Raw genomic sequence first — 15,757 nt, 5'->3', positions numbered from 1 at the left:
TATCAGGATTTACAGGATTTAAGGATTTATAGGATGTTGACTCAAAATCTCATCACTCTATGGGGAAACCTGGAATAATTCTATCAATCTCCTGCATTAGTTGTAAAGTTGCTGTTAAAGCAATGACAATTTTTTGATAATGGTTAATTTCTTCAATAGATAATTTTCTATTAGCATTTTTTCGGTCTTTTAACCATTTATCTAATACTTGATATCCTCCTATTTTAAATTCCCAAATATGTGGAGGAATATTGGTAAAATAGCTTTCTTTATTGATATACACTCTTTGCAATTCGGAATTATAGGTAACTTCGCTAATTTGATTATCTCCTATTGCTTGGTATGTTGTGATTAAGGTATTGAGTTTATCAGATTTCATTAAATGTAAATTAACTAATTCTTCTCCTTTGATAGCTAATTCATGAAAGAGTTTTTGATTACTTGTTAAGGGAAGACGCGGAAAATCTATCTTTAGAAATTCAGCATATCTAGTGCGGTATGTAGGACTGTGAAATATAGCATAAGCATAGTAAAATATTTTTTCTGGAGTTGGTATTTTACCGAGTTTTTCTTTGATAGCTTCTAGGAATTTTGGGGATAGGTTGGGAGTTTTTTCCAGAAAAAGATTTGTTTGATCATTTTCTGTATTTGGGTATGTGTAGAGAGGAAAAACATAAGTCCTTTCTCTACTTGCTGACGAAATAGAACAGATTTCAGGAACTGAGTTAGTAACAAAAATATGTCTCCACCCCATAATAGAAAGCTGACGATTACATAATAAACTCAGATTATCTTGTATTAGATGCTGTTTCAATGGTGGACGCGGAAAATCCATTGCTACTGTACTTAAATAACAGAAACGCTTATCAAAAGGACGATACAAACAAGAAATTAAATCATTTTCCCAGTTGAGATTTTTTCTAACTTGTTTTCGTGCTTCAGCTAAATTCCAATCTCTACTATCATGAATACTATATAATTCTTGCAAATAATCATTAGATAAATTTTCAGACATTAAATCACGTATTCTTTTTTTAATTATATCTCTATCAAAATCTATTGCAAAGTTATCTCTATGAGTAGTAAAACCACTGGAATTAATTATAAATATATCGCTAATTAAGCATCCTTGATTATATTCCGTTGCTAAATCAAAATCTTTCGGTGCAAAAAAGTAATTAGGTTCAGTTGGTTGTAACTCTATCCAATCAACACTATCTAAACTTGCAGATTCTAAAAACTTATATTTATCTTCACGACTTCCCCACAGATCATAATATAACACCTTAGCCATTTCCTTCATTCCGTCTCTGGATTTATAAGCCGTAAAAAAATAATCAGGTTCGCTTTTTTCGCGCACAGCAATTAAAATAGATACACCTTGTTGAATATCAAAAACATTTTGATCAACATTTCCCTCTGGTGTAGTTTCTTTTAATAAAGAATTACCATGTAAATCCATGATATATAAAGTATCAAAATACTTTAATAATTCTTCCCTCATACCTCGATGAATTAAACCATTGAGATAGGAATGATTAGTAATAAAACCAATGATACCATAACCTTGAGGTGTTTTTTGAATTTGATATTGAGCAAAACGAATAAATTTAATATAATCATCATCTAAAGGTTGAATATTCTTTTCTTTTTCTAACCTGACTCTACCTTTATATAATTCTAAAAGTTCGCCAATGTGGGTTAATTCCGTAATGGTTTTACCCGCTTTTCCTGTTTTGTAAATCCGATTCCAAGCTGAACCAGTATATTCAACATCTGCTAAATATCTTTCATCTTGATTTAAAACTCTTTTGCGTTTACTAGCATTTTCAGAACTGACAGAATAAGGAGGATTTCCTAATACCACCATGACCGGAATTTCTGTTTTCACTTTTCCTGCTTGACTGGATTCTTCGGCTATTATTTGAGTAATACCAGGAATTAAATCACCTTCCTTTATTCCTGCTTCTAACGCATTGGTTAAATAAACTTTCAATCTTTCCTCTGGTACAAATTTATAACCTAAATCTCCTAATAATAAACCTAATTTTAAATGCGCTATAGTATAGGGAGTCATTAATAATTCAAATCCAAATAGACGGTTTAAAAGTCTTGCACCTCTTAAAAAATTATTCCATTGACGGATATCAAATTTAGCAAAATTATCACGAATTTGTTTAATAACTGCATATAAAAATGTTCCTGTTCCTGTTGCGGGGTCAAGAATTGTAACTTTGCGATTTCCTAAACCATATTCTAAATCAAAGACTTGATCTAAAATATCATCAACAGCACGAACAATAAAATTAACTACAGGTTCAGGAGTATAATAAACTCCTCTACTTTTCCTTAATGAAGATTCATAAGCGGCTAAAAATGTTTCATAAAAGTGAATAACTGGGTCTTCTGTGCGGGTTTCCTGACCAAAGTTTTCTAAAATATTGGTCATGTCTATTGTGTTAAATAAGTCTATTAAATTTTCAATTGATTTGTGAATTTTACTAACGCTATCAGTTCCTAAAACCAAATCAAATAACCCTTTTAAAAAAGGGATTCTATCACTAATATAAATACTGGCTGTAGTGCGATTAAATGCAAATTGTCCAGGGTTTTGTGCATGACCAATTTTCGCAGTAAATAACCCATAAGCAATAGTTTGGGCATACATATCTGCAAATTTATCATTATCTATATCTAAAAGTAGTAATTTCTTAAATGTTGATTTTAATTGATTTAATTCTTCTGTAGTTGTTTCTATTTCTAAAGATGATTGAATTGCGTTTCTAATAGTTTTAGTATAAGCTGCCATTTCCTTAGCCAAATCATAATAATTGTTAATATCTTTGGCTTTTTGATTGAGAAATGATTGTAGTAATTCTTTGATAGGTTGTAAATCATTAACTAGAATAATTTCACCTTGTTCTAAATTAGCTAATTTAGCAGTTTTTTCACATTCTCCGTCTACATACCAATGAAATTCTAGATAATTAGTTAAAATCAAGTTATAACCAATGTTTGATTCTAAATAACGTTTGATTTGTGCAGTTTTTTGGATTTTACCTAAATCAATATCAATATCTTTAGCTTCTATATATCCCAAAATCCGATCATTTTTTCTGATAGTTAAATCAGGGATTCCCGCTTGGTTGCCTTTTTCTTCAATTCTGGCATTAATACCAATCATTAAATCCTCAATTAGACGTTTTAGACCGGGGTAATGACTGCGTTCTCCACCGCGTTTAATATTTTCTTGTAGATATTGGATATAGTTATTAAAATCAGACATAATCCCTGGAAATTATTTATTAATCTTCTTTTCATAATAGCATATAATCGTAATATATTTGTAGGTTGGGTTAAGCGACAGCGAAACCCAACAAATTCCTGAAAATGTTGTAACCTACTTGTTTATCGGAAAACCCAAATGTGAATTTATATTATGATCATGTTGGGTTTCCTGGGTCAACCAAACCTACTTGTTTATCGAAAAATCCAAATGTGAATTTACATTATGATTATGTTGGGTTTCCTGGGGTCAACCCAACCTACTGTAAATCATTTCATTCTAAAATCTTGCAACAAAAAAGGCATAATTGCACCTGTAGTCAAACTAGCCACACCAATGGGAATACAAAGGGGAATTGATGCTTGTGCTAATAATACTAATATAATCGTACCAATACCACTAGCAATTATAATTTGACGCAGAAAATATATAGGGTCACGGAATAGTTTACCCTTGAAAAATAACTGAATAGAAAACCAAGTTAATGCTAACATATATGCTCCTAATGATTGGCTAATAAATTCAGGATAAATAACCCTAAAATTACCGCAGGAATTACCCCTGCTGGTGCAAATAAACTACCAATTATGGCTGCAAATTGGTATCCGATATCTTTACCCGCAAGGATAATTCCTCCTATTGCACCACCAATCATTGATAAAATCACAGCAATGATTAACCAAGTAAATCCTGTAGTGAGATTTAATTCTGTATTTAAACTATGCAGAAATTTGAGAAATACTGGATCATTTACTAATTCAAACATAGATATTCTCCTATTTAGGGTTTAATTTAATGAAAATGCTTGAATTTCCGCAGTTAAATCTTGGAGGGCTTTGGCTACTATTTCGGCTTGTTCTAATTGCTGATGTTCTGTAAATATTCGCCAAGCTTCTTGATAGTATTCTTCTGCTTTTAAGAGATTTTGGGGATTCCCTAATTCTGGTTTTTCGGGGTCGTCAGGTAAGTTGAAGAGAAGGTTAGCTTTGTTAGAAATTGTATTCGCATATTCTAACGGTGTATCTTGCAAATTACGCACTTTTAAAGCTTCATTGTAAGCTAAAACAGCCCGTAAATTATTTTCGATAGGATGAGAACTTACTAAATATTGTAAAGCATTTCCTAAATTATTTTGCAACATTGCATACTCTCTAGGATGGTCAATTATGTTAATATGCTTGAGGGCAATTTCAAAAGACTGAACCGCTAAACCTTGACGCAAAGATTCCTGTGCCGACGACATGGGCATGGAAAGATAAGCGATCGCTATGTTATTATGTAAAATCGCATATTCCTGGGGGTAATCTTCCCAAGTAAACACCCGCAAAGCCTCATGATAAGCATGAATACTCTCAGTTATCCGCGCTAAATTATAGGGAACTAAAGATTGGAAAACTAACCCCAAATTCATCTGCACTTCTGCCACTTCTTCCGCTGTGGCAAATTGTTGTAAAATGGGCAAAGCTTCCTGATAATCTGTCCGCGCTTGTTGCAAAAATTGAGAACCCCCATCAGGAATCATCTGTAATGTCCCTGCCATGCCCACCTTAGCCCGTGCTTTCAGTAAAACATAGTCATCCCCACACATTTGATAAGCGCGGTCAAATAGCCCAATTGCATTATGTAAATCTTGGGCTGTTTTCGGCTTTTTTTGAAAACCTTGTGCTATTTCTATCAGCATTTGGATTTTTTCGGCTGTTGTTGCTGACTCTGAAGATATGGACGCAATAGCAGCTTTCACAAATGAATCTGTAATACTAGAAGTCATAAATTTGCCTGGGGAATGGAGTTATGATCACCCATATATTAGGGTTATTAACTAAGCCGATTTACGCAGTTTTCGAGTTGATACAAATTCCCCAATTTCGTTCTAGATATAACCCCCGCCCTGAACTAAAGTATGGCTTACGCCACGCTTCGGTATCAGGGCTAATAACTAAAGTCCGTTAAAACGGACTAGAATTTTCTTTTAGTCGTCTTTAGACGACTTTCGCTATGAGACTCCGAATTCATTCGGAGGCGGGCTAATTTCGCTATTAGACTTGTGAATACGGCTTACGCCAGGCTACGCTCTCATTTGGAGGTGAACTACATGAGAAGGCAATAACATTAATGCTCTCTAATATAAAACAATTGGGTTATAAAAATCTAGAGTGAATTTACCAATAAAAGGAGTTGCCTTTCTATCCTCAAATTCGTGATTTATCTAGCAGTTATCAAAATTGCCATAAAATTAAAACCACAACAAAAAACCCACTCATTAAGTGGGTCACGCATATTTAATTTTTGGAGATGTCTAATTACTAGAGTTTCAACTTAGGAAAATTACTCTGCCAATAAGATAATAAAGCCTGCCAAGCAGTTTCTAATTCAACATCACTAGTATCAGCCTTAGTTAACGAAAGTTGCCCCCAGATACAGCGACGGTCACGGAAAGTTTGTTTACCGTTCAATAGATTCAACCATTGAGAGGGATTTAGATAAGGACGATAAAAATGGGCAGTGAATTGAGATATTGTCACTGTACTTTTTCCCAGGGAATTAATGCAGGCCGTCAAATAGCGGTTTTGTTGATCAAAAAACTCTAAATGATCACCTTTGAGGTTCACTTTTTCAACGGGCTTTATCAGCTTAGGTAAATTAGGTAGATAACTAAATTGCTGATAGTATTCTTTGACATCACCTAAGCTAGAAGGGACATAGTAAAAGTTAGCAGTTAAGCCCTGACCGGCTTTTTGGTAATGATAAATTTGTCCTAACAAGATATCCTTCGTCTTATCGGTTTCGATATCTGTGTTTAGTAGAGGACGATTATTCTCCTGGGCTAGTTGCTTTGACGATAAAGATAGAGGTTCACTAGCCATGAATTGCCAACCAGGGAGAGGAATTTGTGACGGAAAACGATAGACGGCGGTTTCACTCAAGCCCGCGCTGGGATGGATACAAAAATTAAATAAAATGATGATCAAACCGATACCTGTTAGTACAATTAACCAGGATACTGGCTGAGACTTTTGAGGGGGGGCTTTTGTCAGTGACGATGGAATTTGACTGGGTGATAGGAAAAGAATCACTGCCCCAAAGGATAGGAACGAAAGTAAAGCAAAAATATCACCACCTTGAGAACCATGCCAATAACTAAATGCAGGTTTATCTGTCACCACTAGTGCTATAATAACCAATCGGATCACGGACAGAATAACACTAATAAGCACTGAAAGAATAAAAGGCAAATAAATATTTTTCAGATAAGAGGGAAAAAGAATGGCCAGCACGAAAGAAAATTTTAATAGCATGATTAAAAGTGGTATCGCCGTGCATTCTGATAAAATATCAATTACCCCATTATTAACAGAAACAAGAGAGCCTTGAGTAGCGGAATTAAAGCCCAAGTACCATAAAAGATAAGAAGTAAGTTTGGCGGAGATTACCGTAATCCGAATCAGCATTCCCAATAATTTGACAAAGACGAAAATCAAGGGAAATATAGCAATTACTGCTAATTCTCGCTTAAATTGTTTAATTCCCTGAAATCCTGATGCTAATAAAGTCAAACCAATGGCACTAACTAAGGGGAGAAAGTACCAAAAAATAGAGATTTCTTGAACTGAAAATTTTGCATTGATGTAGGGAATAATAATTAAACAACAACCAACAAAATTAGCAGGAAACTGGCTGACGAAAGCAAGGTTATTCCGTCTCTCGTAAATGTGGAATATGACACTTGCATATAACAATAGTTGAAAGAACCAATCGTTAGCATTTTGTTCAACTCGCCAATAGAGTGTTAGGTGAGTTGAAGTTACTAACCCAAAAATAAATAGAATGAAGAAAGTATAATTCAGAAAATTAACTTCCCTAAACTTTTCTATTTTACCTGTCATTGCTAATATCGTTTTCAACATTCTAAATACAAGCCCGTCCTATTTGAAGCCAAACAATCACAAAGGTAACACCAATAATTAGGAGAGCAATAACTGTTCTCAAGCTACTTTTCCATCTATTCTTCCACTGCCCTCGCTGGTTTAGGGCTGCTTCTTGGGAGACTGTCTTTTTTGCACTGGCTAAGTTTTTTTGAATTGTATTTTTAAGCTGAGGAGTTGGTAACTTTAAGTCATCTGGACTCATGTTGATATTTTTAGCGAACAGCTTGATCTGTTCTGCGCTAACCCCTGAAGCAAGACGCTTTTCGATTTGGGTTATTTGTTCAACACGGTTATTTCTCTGTTCGGTGATTTGATCATTGACCACTTTTAGGACTCGTTGCGTATTTAATAAAGTCAGGGGAATTAAGGCAAAAAAGGCGATTCCCATGAGCAGAATCACCCAGCGGATAAATCTCAAAAAAACAATTTCTAGGAAGCGGATATCATTTTTATTGTCACGAAAGTAACGAGTAAAAATCAACCCTAAGCCAATCAAAAAAACCCAACTATGCTGAGTGAGGAGACTAATGGCATTGAGTTCCCATTCAGGGTTTTGGAGTTGAGGTGGGACAATCACATAGATAAAATCTATGAATGACATCATCACAATTCCATAGCCAATAATTGGTAATAGACCAGTCAAGTCACTAGTATTTGATAAAAGACCTTCCCAGTTAACTAGACCGAAAAATGCCCTGAAGTTCTTGACAGAAGAGAAAATAAAATAACCAATATTTTCTTTGATATCTCTAAAATTCATCGATCTTAATGTTCCTTTTCAATGCAAAGTTGATAATTACAACAGCTATCAGCGGTAAAGCCCTTTAAGTGCAAGGCTTTGTGATTAAAATTTGTACCTCATTTACCTGCAATTTACTGGAATTTATCCTCATGACGGCTGAGATTTGAATTTTTACAAGATTACGAAAAATCCAGATGTGTAGGGGTTTAGCATTGCTAAATTCCTACCTCTATAGAAGCAAACGATTCAGCTATCTTGAGTATAATCAAGGAAATTAAATAACATAAAACAATACTGTAGCCATGCAGTAAAAATAACTTACCAGTTCTAACATAGCATCAATACCTTGTCAATAACTCTACTACATCAGCCCTCTCTTCATCCTATTTTCTTGGCTACAGTATTGTTAGGGTCTACTTATATACCTAGGTTTTATTATTCGGGGATATTCTTGTTAAAATTAAATAACATTTGTGAATCTTCCAAAGGTAATACTTCTACGGAATAAGACTTTAACCACTGCTGAAAAGAACGTCCACCTTCTTCAACATACTGATTTAATTCCGGTAAACAACGACGGCGATAAAAACCACATAGAGGTTGCCAGATTTGATTATTTTGGACTAAAGCCGCCATTTTATTTTCGGGAATTGTATCTAATTTAGATATCCAATCTTGTAATATTTCTAGCCGCAAATTTGGTAAATCACAAGCTAATAATAGAACCCAATTTGTTTTTACTGCTGCTAAACCTTGTATAAAACCTACAAGTGGTCCATGAGTGCGTGGTTCATTTCCAGTTTCCCCAGGTAAAGGAACTTCTGGAATAAATTGACTTTTAGGTGTTAGCAATTCTTGATAACGTTCTGGCCAGGGAGTGACGATATAAACTTTATCAGTGCAAGCTTCAGCAATAGTACAAATTAATTGCAACATGGGGACACCGACCATGGGAATTAAAGCCTTATCTCTACCCATACGAGTGCTTTTACCACCTGCTAAAACAATAGTAGTAACATCACGCTTTAAATCAATATTCATAATGTTTGGATTCTATTTAATAAAAATTAACTGTATTTTCTCATAAATTGTTTACAATTATTATATAAATCTATAATTTATAAATATCATTATCATCAGTTTTATGACAATTTTTTTTGAATTTGAAGCAGATTTTGTTGATTCCTGGCGTTGTATTCCTATGCAAGTGCGCTATAAATTAGACACTTGCGGTATTAAGCTAAAATTAGCAGAATGGAATCAGATGAATCAAGAATCACGTCAAAATTTAGCGATATTACCTTGCGATACAGATGGTCAAATTCATGATTACAGACATTATATTCAAGAGTTGGTATTGCAACTCACTGGTAAATCGGTAGCCGAATTACCCATTGAAACTCATCCAGCATGGATGGATAATACCGCTATTCCCAGCAGTATTCACGCAAAAGCCCAGGAAATAGGTGTGATCATCACAACTGAGGCATGGGCAAGCTTAACTATTTTACAGCGTTTTGCCTTGATTAAACTGAGTCGTTCTAGCCATGAAAATAAAAACTTCTTACCGGCTTTGCAAGAATTTAAATTGTTGCCAAAATCCTAAATTCTGATATATTGCTATAAATAATACTTTTTAAGTAGTGGGTAAAAGCAAATGATTAAACTCGACCAGTTTTTAAAGTTTTCCGGTATCACCGCTACCGGAGGTCAAGCTAAATGGATGATTGTTGATGGTGAGGTTAAAGTTAATGGTGTAGTGGAAACGCGCAGAGGACGAAAATTAGTAGATGATGATCAAGTAACAGTAGCAGGAAAAACTTTAAAGGTTGGGGAAATACTATCAGATACCGTTGATTAATTTCGATATCTATGATTTTGCCCTCACTACTTTTCTGACCATAACATCCAATTATGCTAATTCTTAATTTTTATTTCCAAAAAATTAATTGCTTTAAATAACACCTTGATTTAAAATAATAAATATTGATCAATAGGTCATTCTCTACAAGTAAATCCTCTCAAAAGGGGAATTATACCCCTACAGAACTTCTTTAATTGTGCATTGTCAACATATATAGAAAGACATAGCTAATGACTAATGTACTCTGGTTACAAGGTGGTGCTTGTTCGGGTGACACCATGTCGTTTCTGAATGCCGAAGAACCAACAGCTTGTGATTTAATGGCTGATTTCGGGATGAAAATACTTTGGCATCCTTCCTTGGGTGTAGAATTAGGTGAAAACGTCAAAACCCTTTTATGGGACTGTATTTCTGGTAAAATTCCTGTAGATATTTTGGTATTTGAAGGTAGCGTAGTTAACGCCCCTAATGGTACAGGAGAATGGAACCGATTTGCCGACCGTCCCATGAAAGATTGGTTAAACGATTTAGCCAAAGTTGCGAAATTTATTGTGGCTGTGGGAGACTGTGCAAGTTGGGGAGGAATTCCCGCTATGTCACCCAACCCCAGCGACTCCAAAGGACTGCAATTTCTCAAACGGGAAGAAGGCGGTTTTTTAGGTTCAGATTTTGTCAGTCAAGCCGGCTTACCTGTGATTAATATTCCCGGTTGTCCCGCACACCCCGACTGGATAACGCAGATATTAGTAGGAATCGCCACTGGACGAATTGATGATATAGTTCTTGATGAACTGCACCGTCCCCAAACCTTCTTTAACACCTACGCCGAAACCGGTTGTACCCGCAACATTCACTTTGCATACAAAGCCACAACCACCGAATTTGGACAACGCAAAGGTTGTCTATTTTACGACTTAGGTTGTCGTGGTCCCATGACTCATGCCTCCTGTAACCGCATTCTCTGGAATCGCGTCTCCTCCAAAACCCGCGCCGGAATGCCCTGTTTAGGCTGTACAGAACCCGAATTTCCCTTTTTCGACCTCAAACCCGGAACAGTCTTTAAAACCCAAACCGTCATGGGAGTACCCAAAGAAATACCCCCAGGAGTCAACCACAAAGATTACGCAGTCCTCACCGTTGTTGCCAAAAACACAGCCCCAAAATGGGCAGACGAAGACTTTTTTACAGTTTAGTCATGAAAAAAGACCTAACCCCCCAACCCCCTTCCCTACCAGGGAAGGGGGAGTCAATTATTCCCCTCTCCTTGTAGGAGAGGGGTTAGGGGAGAGGTCGTGTAACTAATAACTAATAAAGGACAAATATGCCAATTCAAACATTAGATATTTCACCTGTCGGTAGAGTCGAGGGTGATTTAGATGTGCGTGTCGAAATCGAAAATGGATATGTCACAAACGCTTGGACTCACGCTGAACTTTTTCGCGGCTTTGAAATAATTTTACGCGGAAAAGACCCCCAAGCCGGCTTAATTGTCACCCCTAGAATTTGTGGAATTTGTGGCGGTTCTCACCTGAGTTCCGCTTCTTGGGCGTTGGATACAGCTTGGGGAACAGAAGTTCCGAGAAATGCAATTTTAGCGAGAAACTTAGGTCAAATTGTTGAAACAATCCAAAGTATTCCCCGCTACTTTTATGGCTTATTTGCCATTGATTTAACTAATAAAAATTATCGCCGGAGTCATTTTTATGATGAGGCTTGTCGGCGGTTTGCTGCCTTCACAGGTAAATCCTATGAAATCGGCATTACAATTTCCAGTAAGCCTGTAGAAATCTACGCTTTATTAGGTGGACAATGGCCGCACAGCAGTTATATGGCAATAAATTAGGGAATTGCTTATATAGTCAGGATTATTCAGATTAGATTTAATTATTCCCTGGTTTTTCCTTAAATGAGGCCATAAATCCACCCCATCCATATCATAAGTCCATTTATTTTAGTTATTTGGTGTTTTCAGACGTTACCTAATTTTTCCCTTAATCGCTGTTCAGGAAGTTAAAGGCAAATAGTTAAGTATAATTTTTTCTTTTTATTGAAATATAAACCCGGTTTTTTCTCAATATAAATACGTAATTTTTAGTATAAAAGTTAGAATATTTACAGCTTGGCTTGAGTATATAAGTATTGATTTATTTGGATATTGAGCGATCGCACTTAAACCAGAACTAGCGATCGCATTAATCCCAGTTAAGGAAGCACAAGATAATGGATTTTGAGCGATCTCTTACCCATGAGATCGCAGTTAATCCCAGTTAAGGAAGTACAAGACAATGGATTTTGAGCGATTCCTGCGGAGCGCTTCGCTATCGCATTAACTCAATATTAGCGATCGCACTATCACAGTTAAAGAATCACAAGACATTCTCAAAGATATTTCACGGACTCGTTAGAATTTACCTCACAGATGACTTATGATCAATGTATTATTGCCTGTATGGAAGTTTAAACCATGTCACTCACTGAGTTAATTCCTCTGGTCAACAATCTGAGTCAGTCAGACAAATTATCACTCTTCAAACTCCTAGCCACACAAATCCCAGACGCTGAACTACAAGTCATCTTTTCTGCATCAGAGTACCCGGTTTGGTCGCAATATCACGCAACGGAAGCTGCAAACATTCTAATGCAGATGATTCAGGATAACAAAGAGACATCAACTCATGCGTAGTATAGTTGAGTTTCCCTTTTCTGACGATGAAGCATTACCCACAATTCCTGTCATTCTGAGTTATGCAGACTCTTCTGTTTCTGCAAATGCACTGCTGGATACTGGGTCTACGGTCAATCTTTTACCTTATGACATTGGGTTAAAATTAGGTGCAATTTGGGATAATCAAACTGTCCGCTTGCCATTGGCTGGAAATCTTGCAAAGGTTGAAGCACGAGGGTTATTTGTGCAAGTTCAAATTGGGAATCTTGAACCCGTTCGTCTAGCATTTGCCTGGGTAGAAGCCTCTCATGTACCCTTAATCCTGGGACAAACAAACTTTTTTCGAGAATTTGATGTCTGTTTTGAGCGATCAGAATGCAAGATAAAAATTATCCGAGGTGATTAGCGATCGCACTAACCAAATATTAGCGATCGCAGTTAATCCCAGTTAAGAAAGCACAAGAAAATGGATTTTGAGCGATTCCTACAGAGCGCTAGTTCCCTCCGGGACGCTTTGCGAACGCTATCGCACTACGTCATAAAAATTTATTAAAGAGGTTATCGAACGGTTCTGTATTTTTCCAACGATAGGTGTTGAAGTCTCGATAATCAACCGATAAAATTTGTCCATGACCTAATTCTTCTGCCAGAATAACGAGAGAGGCATCGGCTAAATCCATCGGTAAGTCTTTATATTTTTCCATCAGTTCTTCAATACGCTGGCAATGATGTTGTTTGAGATCAAAGATTTGTAGCTTTCCTGTAGAAATTTTATGAATAAAGATTTTTGGAGCATCTACTCCTACTCTTTTTTGTAATAAATAGCAAGTTTCTGTAACGACACACCAGGTTGTAATAAATTGCTGATTAGCTAAATCTTGAAATCGTTTTTTGGCGGCTATATGAACTGCATCCTTTTTATTGGCAAGAGCTAACCAAAAGCCTGTATCAACTATGATCATATTTTTGATTAAGTTCACGGTCTAAGTAGTTTTTATAGTTTTTTGAGAGGTCTGTTTCAGCTTCTATGCAACCGATAAAGTCTGACCAGTCTTGCAAGGAATTTTCTGAAGATTCGTGTTGATTCTGAAGGTAGCGTTTTTTCAGGACTTCTACGAGTTCGACTATGATTTGTTGTGCATCGGGAGGAAGAGACGCAATATCTTGTTGAATTGTATCTAAGTTCATAATCTCATTTTTCTGTTTCCCTGATTATAGTTTAGCAAAAAATGATCGCACTTAAACCAGAACTAGCGATCGCAGTTAATCCCAGTTAAGGAAGCACAAGGATATGGAAATTGAGCGATCGCATTAACTCAATATTAGCGATCGCAGTTAATCACAGTTAAGGAAGCACAAGGCAATGGATTTTGTGCGATCGCATTAACTCAATATTAGCGATCGCATTTAATCACAGTTAAGGAAGCACAAGATAATGGATTTTGAGCGATCGCATTAACCAAATATTAGCGATCGCAGTTAATCGCAGTTAAAGAAGCACAAGACAATGGATTTTGAGCGATCGCATTTCCCCAATATTAGCGATCGCAGTTAATCGCAGTTAAGGAATCGCTTTTCTCAAAGATGTTAAACAGCAAATCTAACACCTCTGCACCTCTAGACTGCGATCGCTTGATTAAAGTCTCTAATCCTGGTGCATTTCCAGTAATTTATCAGCAGATTCATTAGGAGTGTTGTGGGGAACGCACTTGAAAAAAATAAAAGAAATTCATTTTGAAAGAATCTTATTGATTTCATTCACAACATCTTCAAAATTTGAATTCTGGTGTATATCACTTGACGGAATTAGCATATCTCTTAGATGACCAATAACCCCACTTATTGTTCGAGTAATTTTTGAGTACAAGTCGATATCTTCTCTTATATTTGGTGCTATGTTGGCAAGTTGAACAGACTTCATTGCTTGCTCCGCAGCCTTAAGTTTCTCTTCCCAAAATATAATATACTCAACGATATCAAGTGGCTCATAAATCTTCGCATCCTCTAAAACAAGGGGGACAATTCTTTCTTTAAAATTTCCGTTTTCAATAAACTCAGTTAATTCAAACATACAGTATCTAGATTTGAGATATTTATCACTTATAACTGTAACTACACATTTACCTTTTCCCAATCTTTGCATAAAGTTTTTTAGTGAGTCTTTATACTCCAACTCTTCTGAATCACGAACAATATCAATATTTTTGTCCTTAAGAACTTGATATAGCTTATCTACAATTTCACCGCTACTTCCTCCACGAGCATAGCTAATACATACCTCTTTTTGTGTAGTCATATGTCGGCACTCCAATGACAAAAGTAGCTCTGTACGGAGGTTATTAACCTTTTCAGCAGATAACGCTGCTGCCTTATCTCGATTTTTTTCTTGATGATGTATGTAGTAATCAAGAATCTCTGGATACTTTTGAACTGTAGCATCGATAGCCTGTTCAATTTCCGCTTTCTTAGGTTTATCTGGAAGTCTATCTTTAAAATAACGGTTTATCGCATCTCTAAGAGCCGAGTTTTCTAGTGCATTTGTTATTTGCCTAAACCTACTCGTAAAATCCCTGTGACAGATAAAAGCATCATCTTTGGTAAGAATATCTATAGGAGTGAGAATTAGATAATCTTCATTATTATCTCCCTTGTAGAAGTATGGTAGATCGAAAGTTTTGGGTTTCCAAATCATTAAACTAGAATCAAAAGAGCAGCGAATAGAAAACTTCTTTCGCCTATTCTCTTGCAAATGCAACTCTGCAAACTTTTGCGTGTACTCTAGCAAATGCTCTAGAATCAAATTAGTCGTAAAATCACTAATGAAATCTCTACCAATCCCTGAGCCTACCAGTGTAAGCTTTTCTATATGGGATGAAGATGTAATAACTTCGTTTCCAAAGTCGGCATAAAATCCATTGAATGCTGCGATAAGGTTGCGAGCAAACTCTGGACCCAATCCTTTCCCGTTATTACCCCATTTACACAATCCTAGCCAATTCTGTTTGACTTCTGGGAATTGAAAAAGATGTAAGTCAGATTGAGGGTTATTTGCAGCAATTTTTTTGAGATTTACTAAGTGTTCAATTATCTTGTCGTGTAAAGCTTTATATTTTGGTTTATCTGATGCAAAAAGTAGAAAAGGGTCAATAAACAGAGGTAAATCAGCCTCAATACATATATTTAACGCACCATATTCATCTAGAACAGACACGTCGATTTCAAAATAATCTGAGAAGAGTAACTGACTATTCATGAGGCACCTTTCGGAATATCG

At 36.0% G+C, this 15,757-nt stretch carries 16 protein-coding genes and 1 pseudogene; 7 read left to right on the top strand and 10 right to left on the bottom strand.

Annotation, left to right across the window (positions count from 1 at the left end):
- Positions 1–52: 52 nt before the first annotated feature.
- The 4 genes from AN490_RS16145 to AN490_RS16130 form a co-directional block, all read right to left on the bottom strand.
- Positions 53–3,286, bottom strand: coding sequence for a type ISP restriction/modification enzyme (locus AN490_RS16145; RefSeq protein WP_300005417.1), 3,234 nt, complete (start codon positions 3,284–3,286; stop codon positions 53–55).
- Positions 3,287–3,555: 269 nt separating this feature from the next.
- Positions 3,556–3,780: a hypothetical protein gene (locus AN490_RS16140; protein ID WP_300005415.1), complete on the bottom strand. Its 225-nt coding sequence runs from the start codon at positions 3,778–3,780 to the stop codon at positions 3,556–3,558.
- 8 nt (positions 3,781–3,788) lie between these two features.
- Positions 3,789–4,052: a hypothetical protein gene (locus AN490_RS16135; RefSeq protein WP_213711658.1), complete on the bottom strand. Its 264-nt coding sequence runs from the start codon at positions 4,050–4,052 to the stop codon at positions 3,789–3,791.
- A gap of 21 nt (positions 4,053–4,073) precedes the next feature.
- A complete protein-coding gene (locus tag AN490_RS16130; protein ID WP_300005413.1) occupies positions 4,074–5,054 on the bottom strand; it encodes a hypothetical protein in 981 nt (326 codons plus the stop codon).
- A 23-nt stretch (positions 5,055–5,077) separates the two neighbouring features.
- Between AN490_RS16130 and AN490_RS16125 the strand changes: the two genes are divergently transcribed.
- A complete protein-coding gene (locus AN490_RS16125; RefSeq protein ID WP_300005411.1) occupies positions 5,078–5,236 on the top strand; it encodes a hypothetical protein in 159 nt (52 codons plus the stop codon).
- Positions 5,237–5,589: 353 nt separating this feature from the next.
- Here the strand turns inward: AN490_RS16125 and AN490_RS16120 are convergent, their stop codons facing one another.
- The 3 genes from AN490_RS16120 to AN490_RS16110 all read right to left on the bottom strand — a co-directional run bounded on the left by AN490_RS16120 (position 5,590) and on the right by AN490_RS16110 (position 8,995).
- The gene (locus AN490_RS16120; RefSeq protein ID WP_300005409.1) at positions 5,590–7,191 is read right to left on the bottom strand and encodes an archaeosortase/exosortase family protein; all 1,602 of its coding nucleotides are present in this window, start codon (positions 7,189–7,191) and stop codon (positions 5,590–5,592) included.
- Between the two features lies 1 nt (position 7,192).
- Positions 7,193–7,972: an HpsJ family protein gene (locus AN490_RS16115; protein ID WP_300005407.1), complete on the bottom strand. Its 780-nt coding sequence runs from the start codon at positions 7,970–7,972 to the stop codon at positions 7,193–7,195.
- 417 nt (positions 7,973–8,389) lie between these two features.
- Entirely contained in the window at positions 8,390–8,995 is a 606-nt protein-coding gene (locus AN490_RS16110; protein WP_300005405.1) for a molybdenum cofactor guanylyltransferase, read from the bottom strand.
- A gap of 103 nt (positions 8,996–9,098) precedes the next feature.
- Here AN490_RS16110 and AN490_RS16105 point away from each other — a divergent pair, with 103 nt between their 5' ends.
- The 6 genes and pseudogenes from AN490_RS16105 (at position 9,099) to AN490_RS16080 (ending at position 12,889) form a co-directional block, all read left to right on the top strand.
- Entirely contained in the window at positions 9,099–9,560 is a 462-nt protein-coding gene (locus AN490_RS16105; RefSeq protein WP_300005403.1) for a nitrate reductase associated protein, read from the top strand.
- A 51-nt stretch (positions 9,561–9,611) separates the two neighbouring features.
- Positions 9,612–9,815, top strand: coding sequence for an RNA-binding S4 domain-containing protein (locus AN490_RS16100; protein WP_300005400.1), 204 nt, complete (start codon positions 9,612–9,614; stop codon positions 9,813–9,815).
- Between the two features lie 233 nt (positions 9,816–10,048).
- Positions 10,049–11,011: a hydrogenase small subunit gene (locus tag AN490_RS16095; RefSeq protein ID WP_300005397.1), complete on the top strand. Its 963-nt coding sequence runs from the start codon at positions 10,049–10,051 to the stop codon at positions 11,009–11,011.
- A 128-nt stretch (positions 11,012–11,139) separates the two neighbouring features.
- Positions 11,140–11,649, top strand: a pseudogene (locus AN490_RS16090) (nickel-dependent hydrogenase large subunit); the annotation flags it as partial.
- Between the two features lie 633 nt (positions 11,650–12,282).
- A complete protein-coding gene (locus AN490_RS16085) occupies positions 12,283–12,501 on the top strand; it encodes a hypothetical protein (RefSeq protein WP_027401683.1) in 219 nt (72 codons plus the stop codon).
- A complete protein-coding gene (locus AN490_RS16080; RefSeq protein WP_300005392.1) occupies positions 12,494–12,889 on the top strand; it encodes a retropepsin-like aspartic protease in 396 nt (131 codons plus the stop codon). The genes AN490_RS16085 and AN490_RS16080 overlap by 8 nt, the downstream gene beginning before the upstream one ends.
- Before the next feature lie 130 nt (positions 12,890–13,019).
- On the opposite strand, the gene AN490_RS16075 is transcribed toward AN490_RS16080, so the two are convergent.
- The 3 genes from AN490_RS16075 to AN490_RS16065 form a co-directional block, all read right to left on the bottom strand.
- Positions 13,020–13,445, bottom strand: coding sequence for a type II toxin-antitoxin system VapC family toxin (locus AN490_RS16075; RefSeq protein ID WP_300005389.1), 426 nt, complete (start codon positions 13,443–13,445; stop codon positions 13,020–13,022).
- A complete protein-coding gene (locus AN490_RS16070) occupies positions 13,432–13,671 on the bottom strand; it encodes a hypothetical protein (protein ID WP_300005386.1) in 240 nt (79 codons plus the stop codon). Before AN490_RS16070 ends, AN490_RS16075 begins: the two co-directional genes overlap by 14 nt.
- A gap of 541 nt (positions 13,672–14,212) precedes the next feature.
- Positions 14,213–15,736 carry a toll/interleukin-1 receptor domain-containing protein gene (locus AN490_RS16065; protein WP_300005383.1) on the bottom strand — a complete coding sequence of 508 codons (1,524 nt, stop codon included), beginning with the start codon at positions 15,734–15,736 and terminating at the stop codon, positions 14,213–14,215.
- Between the last annotated feature and the right edge of the window lie 21 nt (positions 15,737–15,757).

It is taken from the genome of Anabaena sp. AL09 (assembly GCF_001672255.1).
Taxonomy (GTDB): domain Bacteria; phylum Cyanobacteriota; class Cyanobacteriia; order Cyanobacteriales; family Nostocaceae; genus Dolichospermum; species Dolichospermum lemmermannii.
Note: the sequence above shows the minus strand (reverse complement) of the source record. Positions and strands in the feature narration are given on the sequence as shown.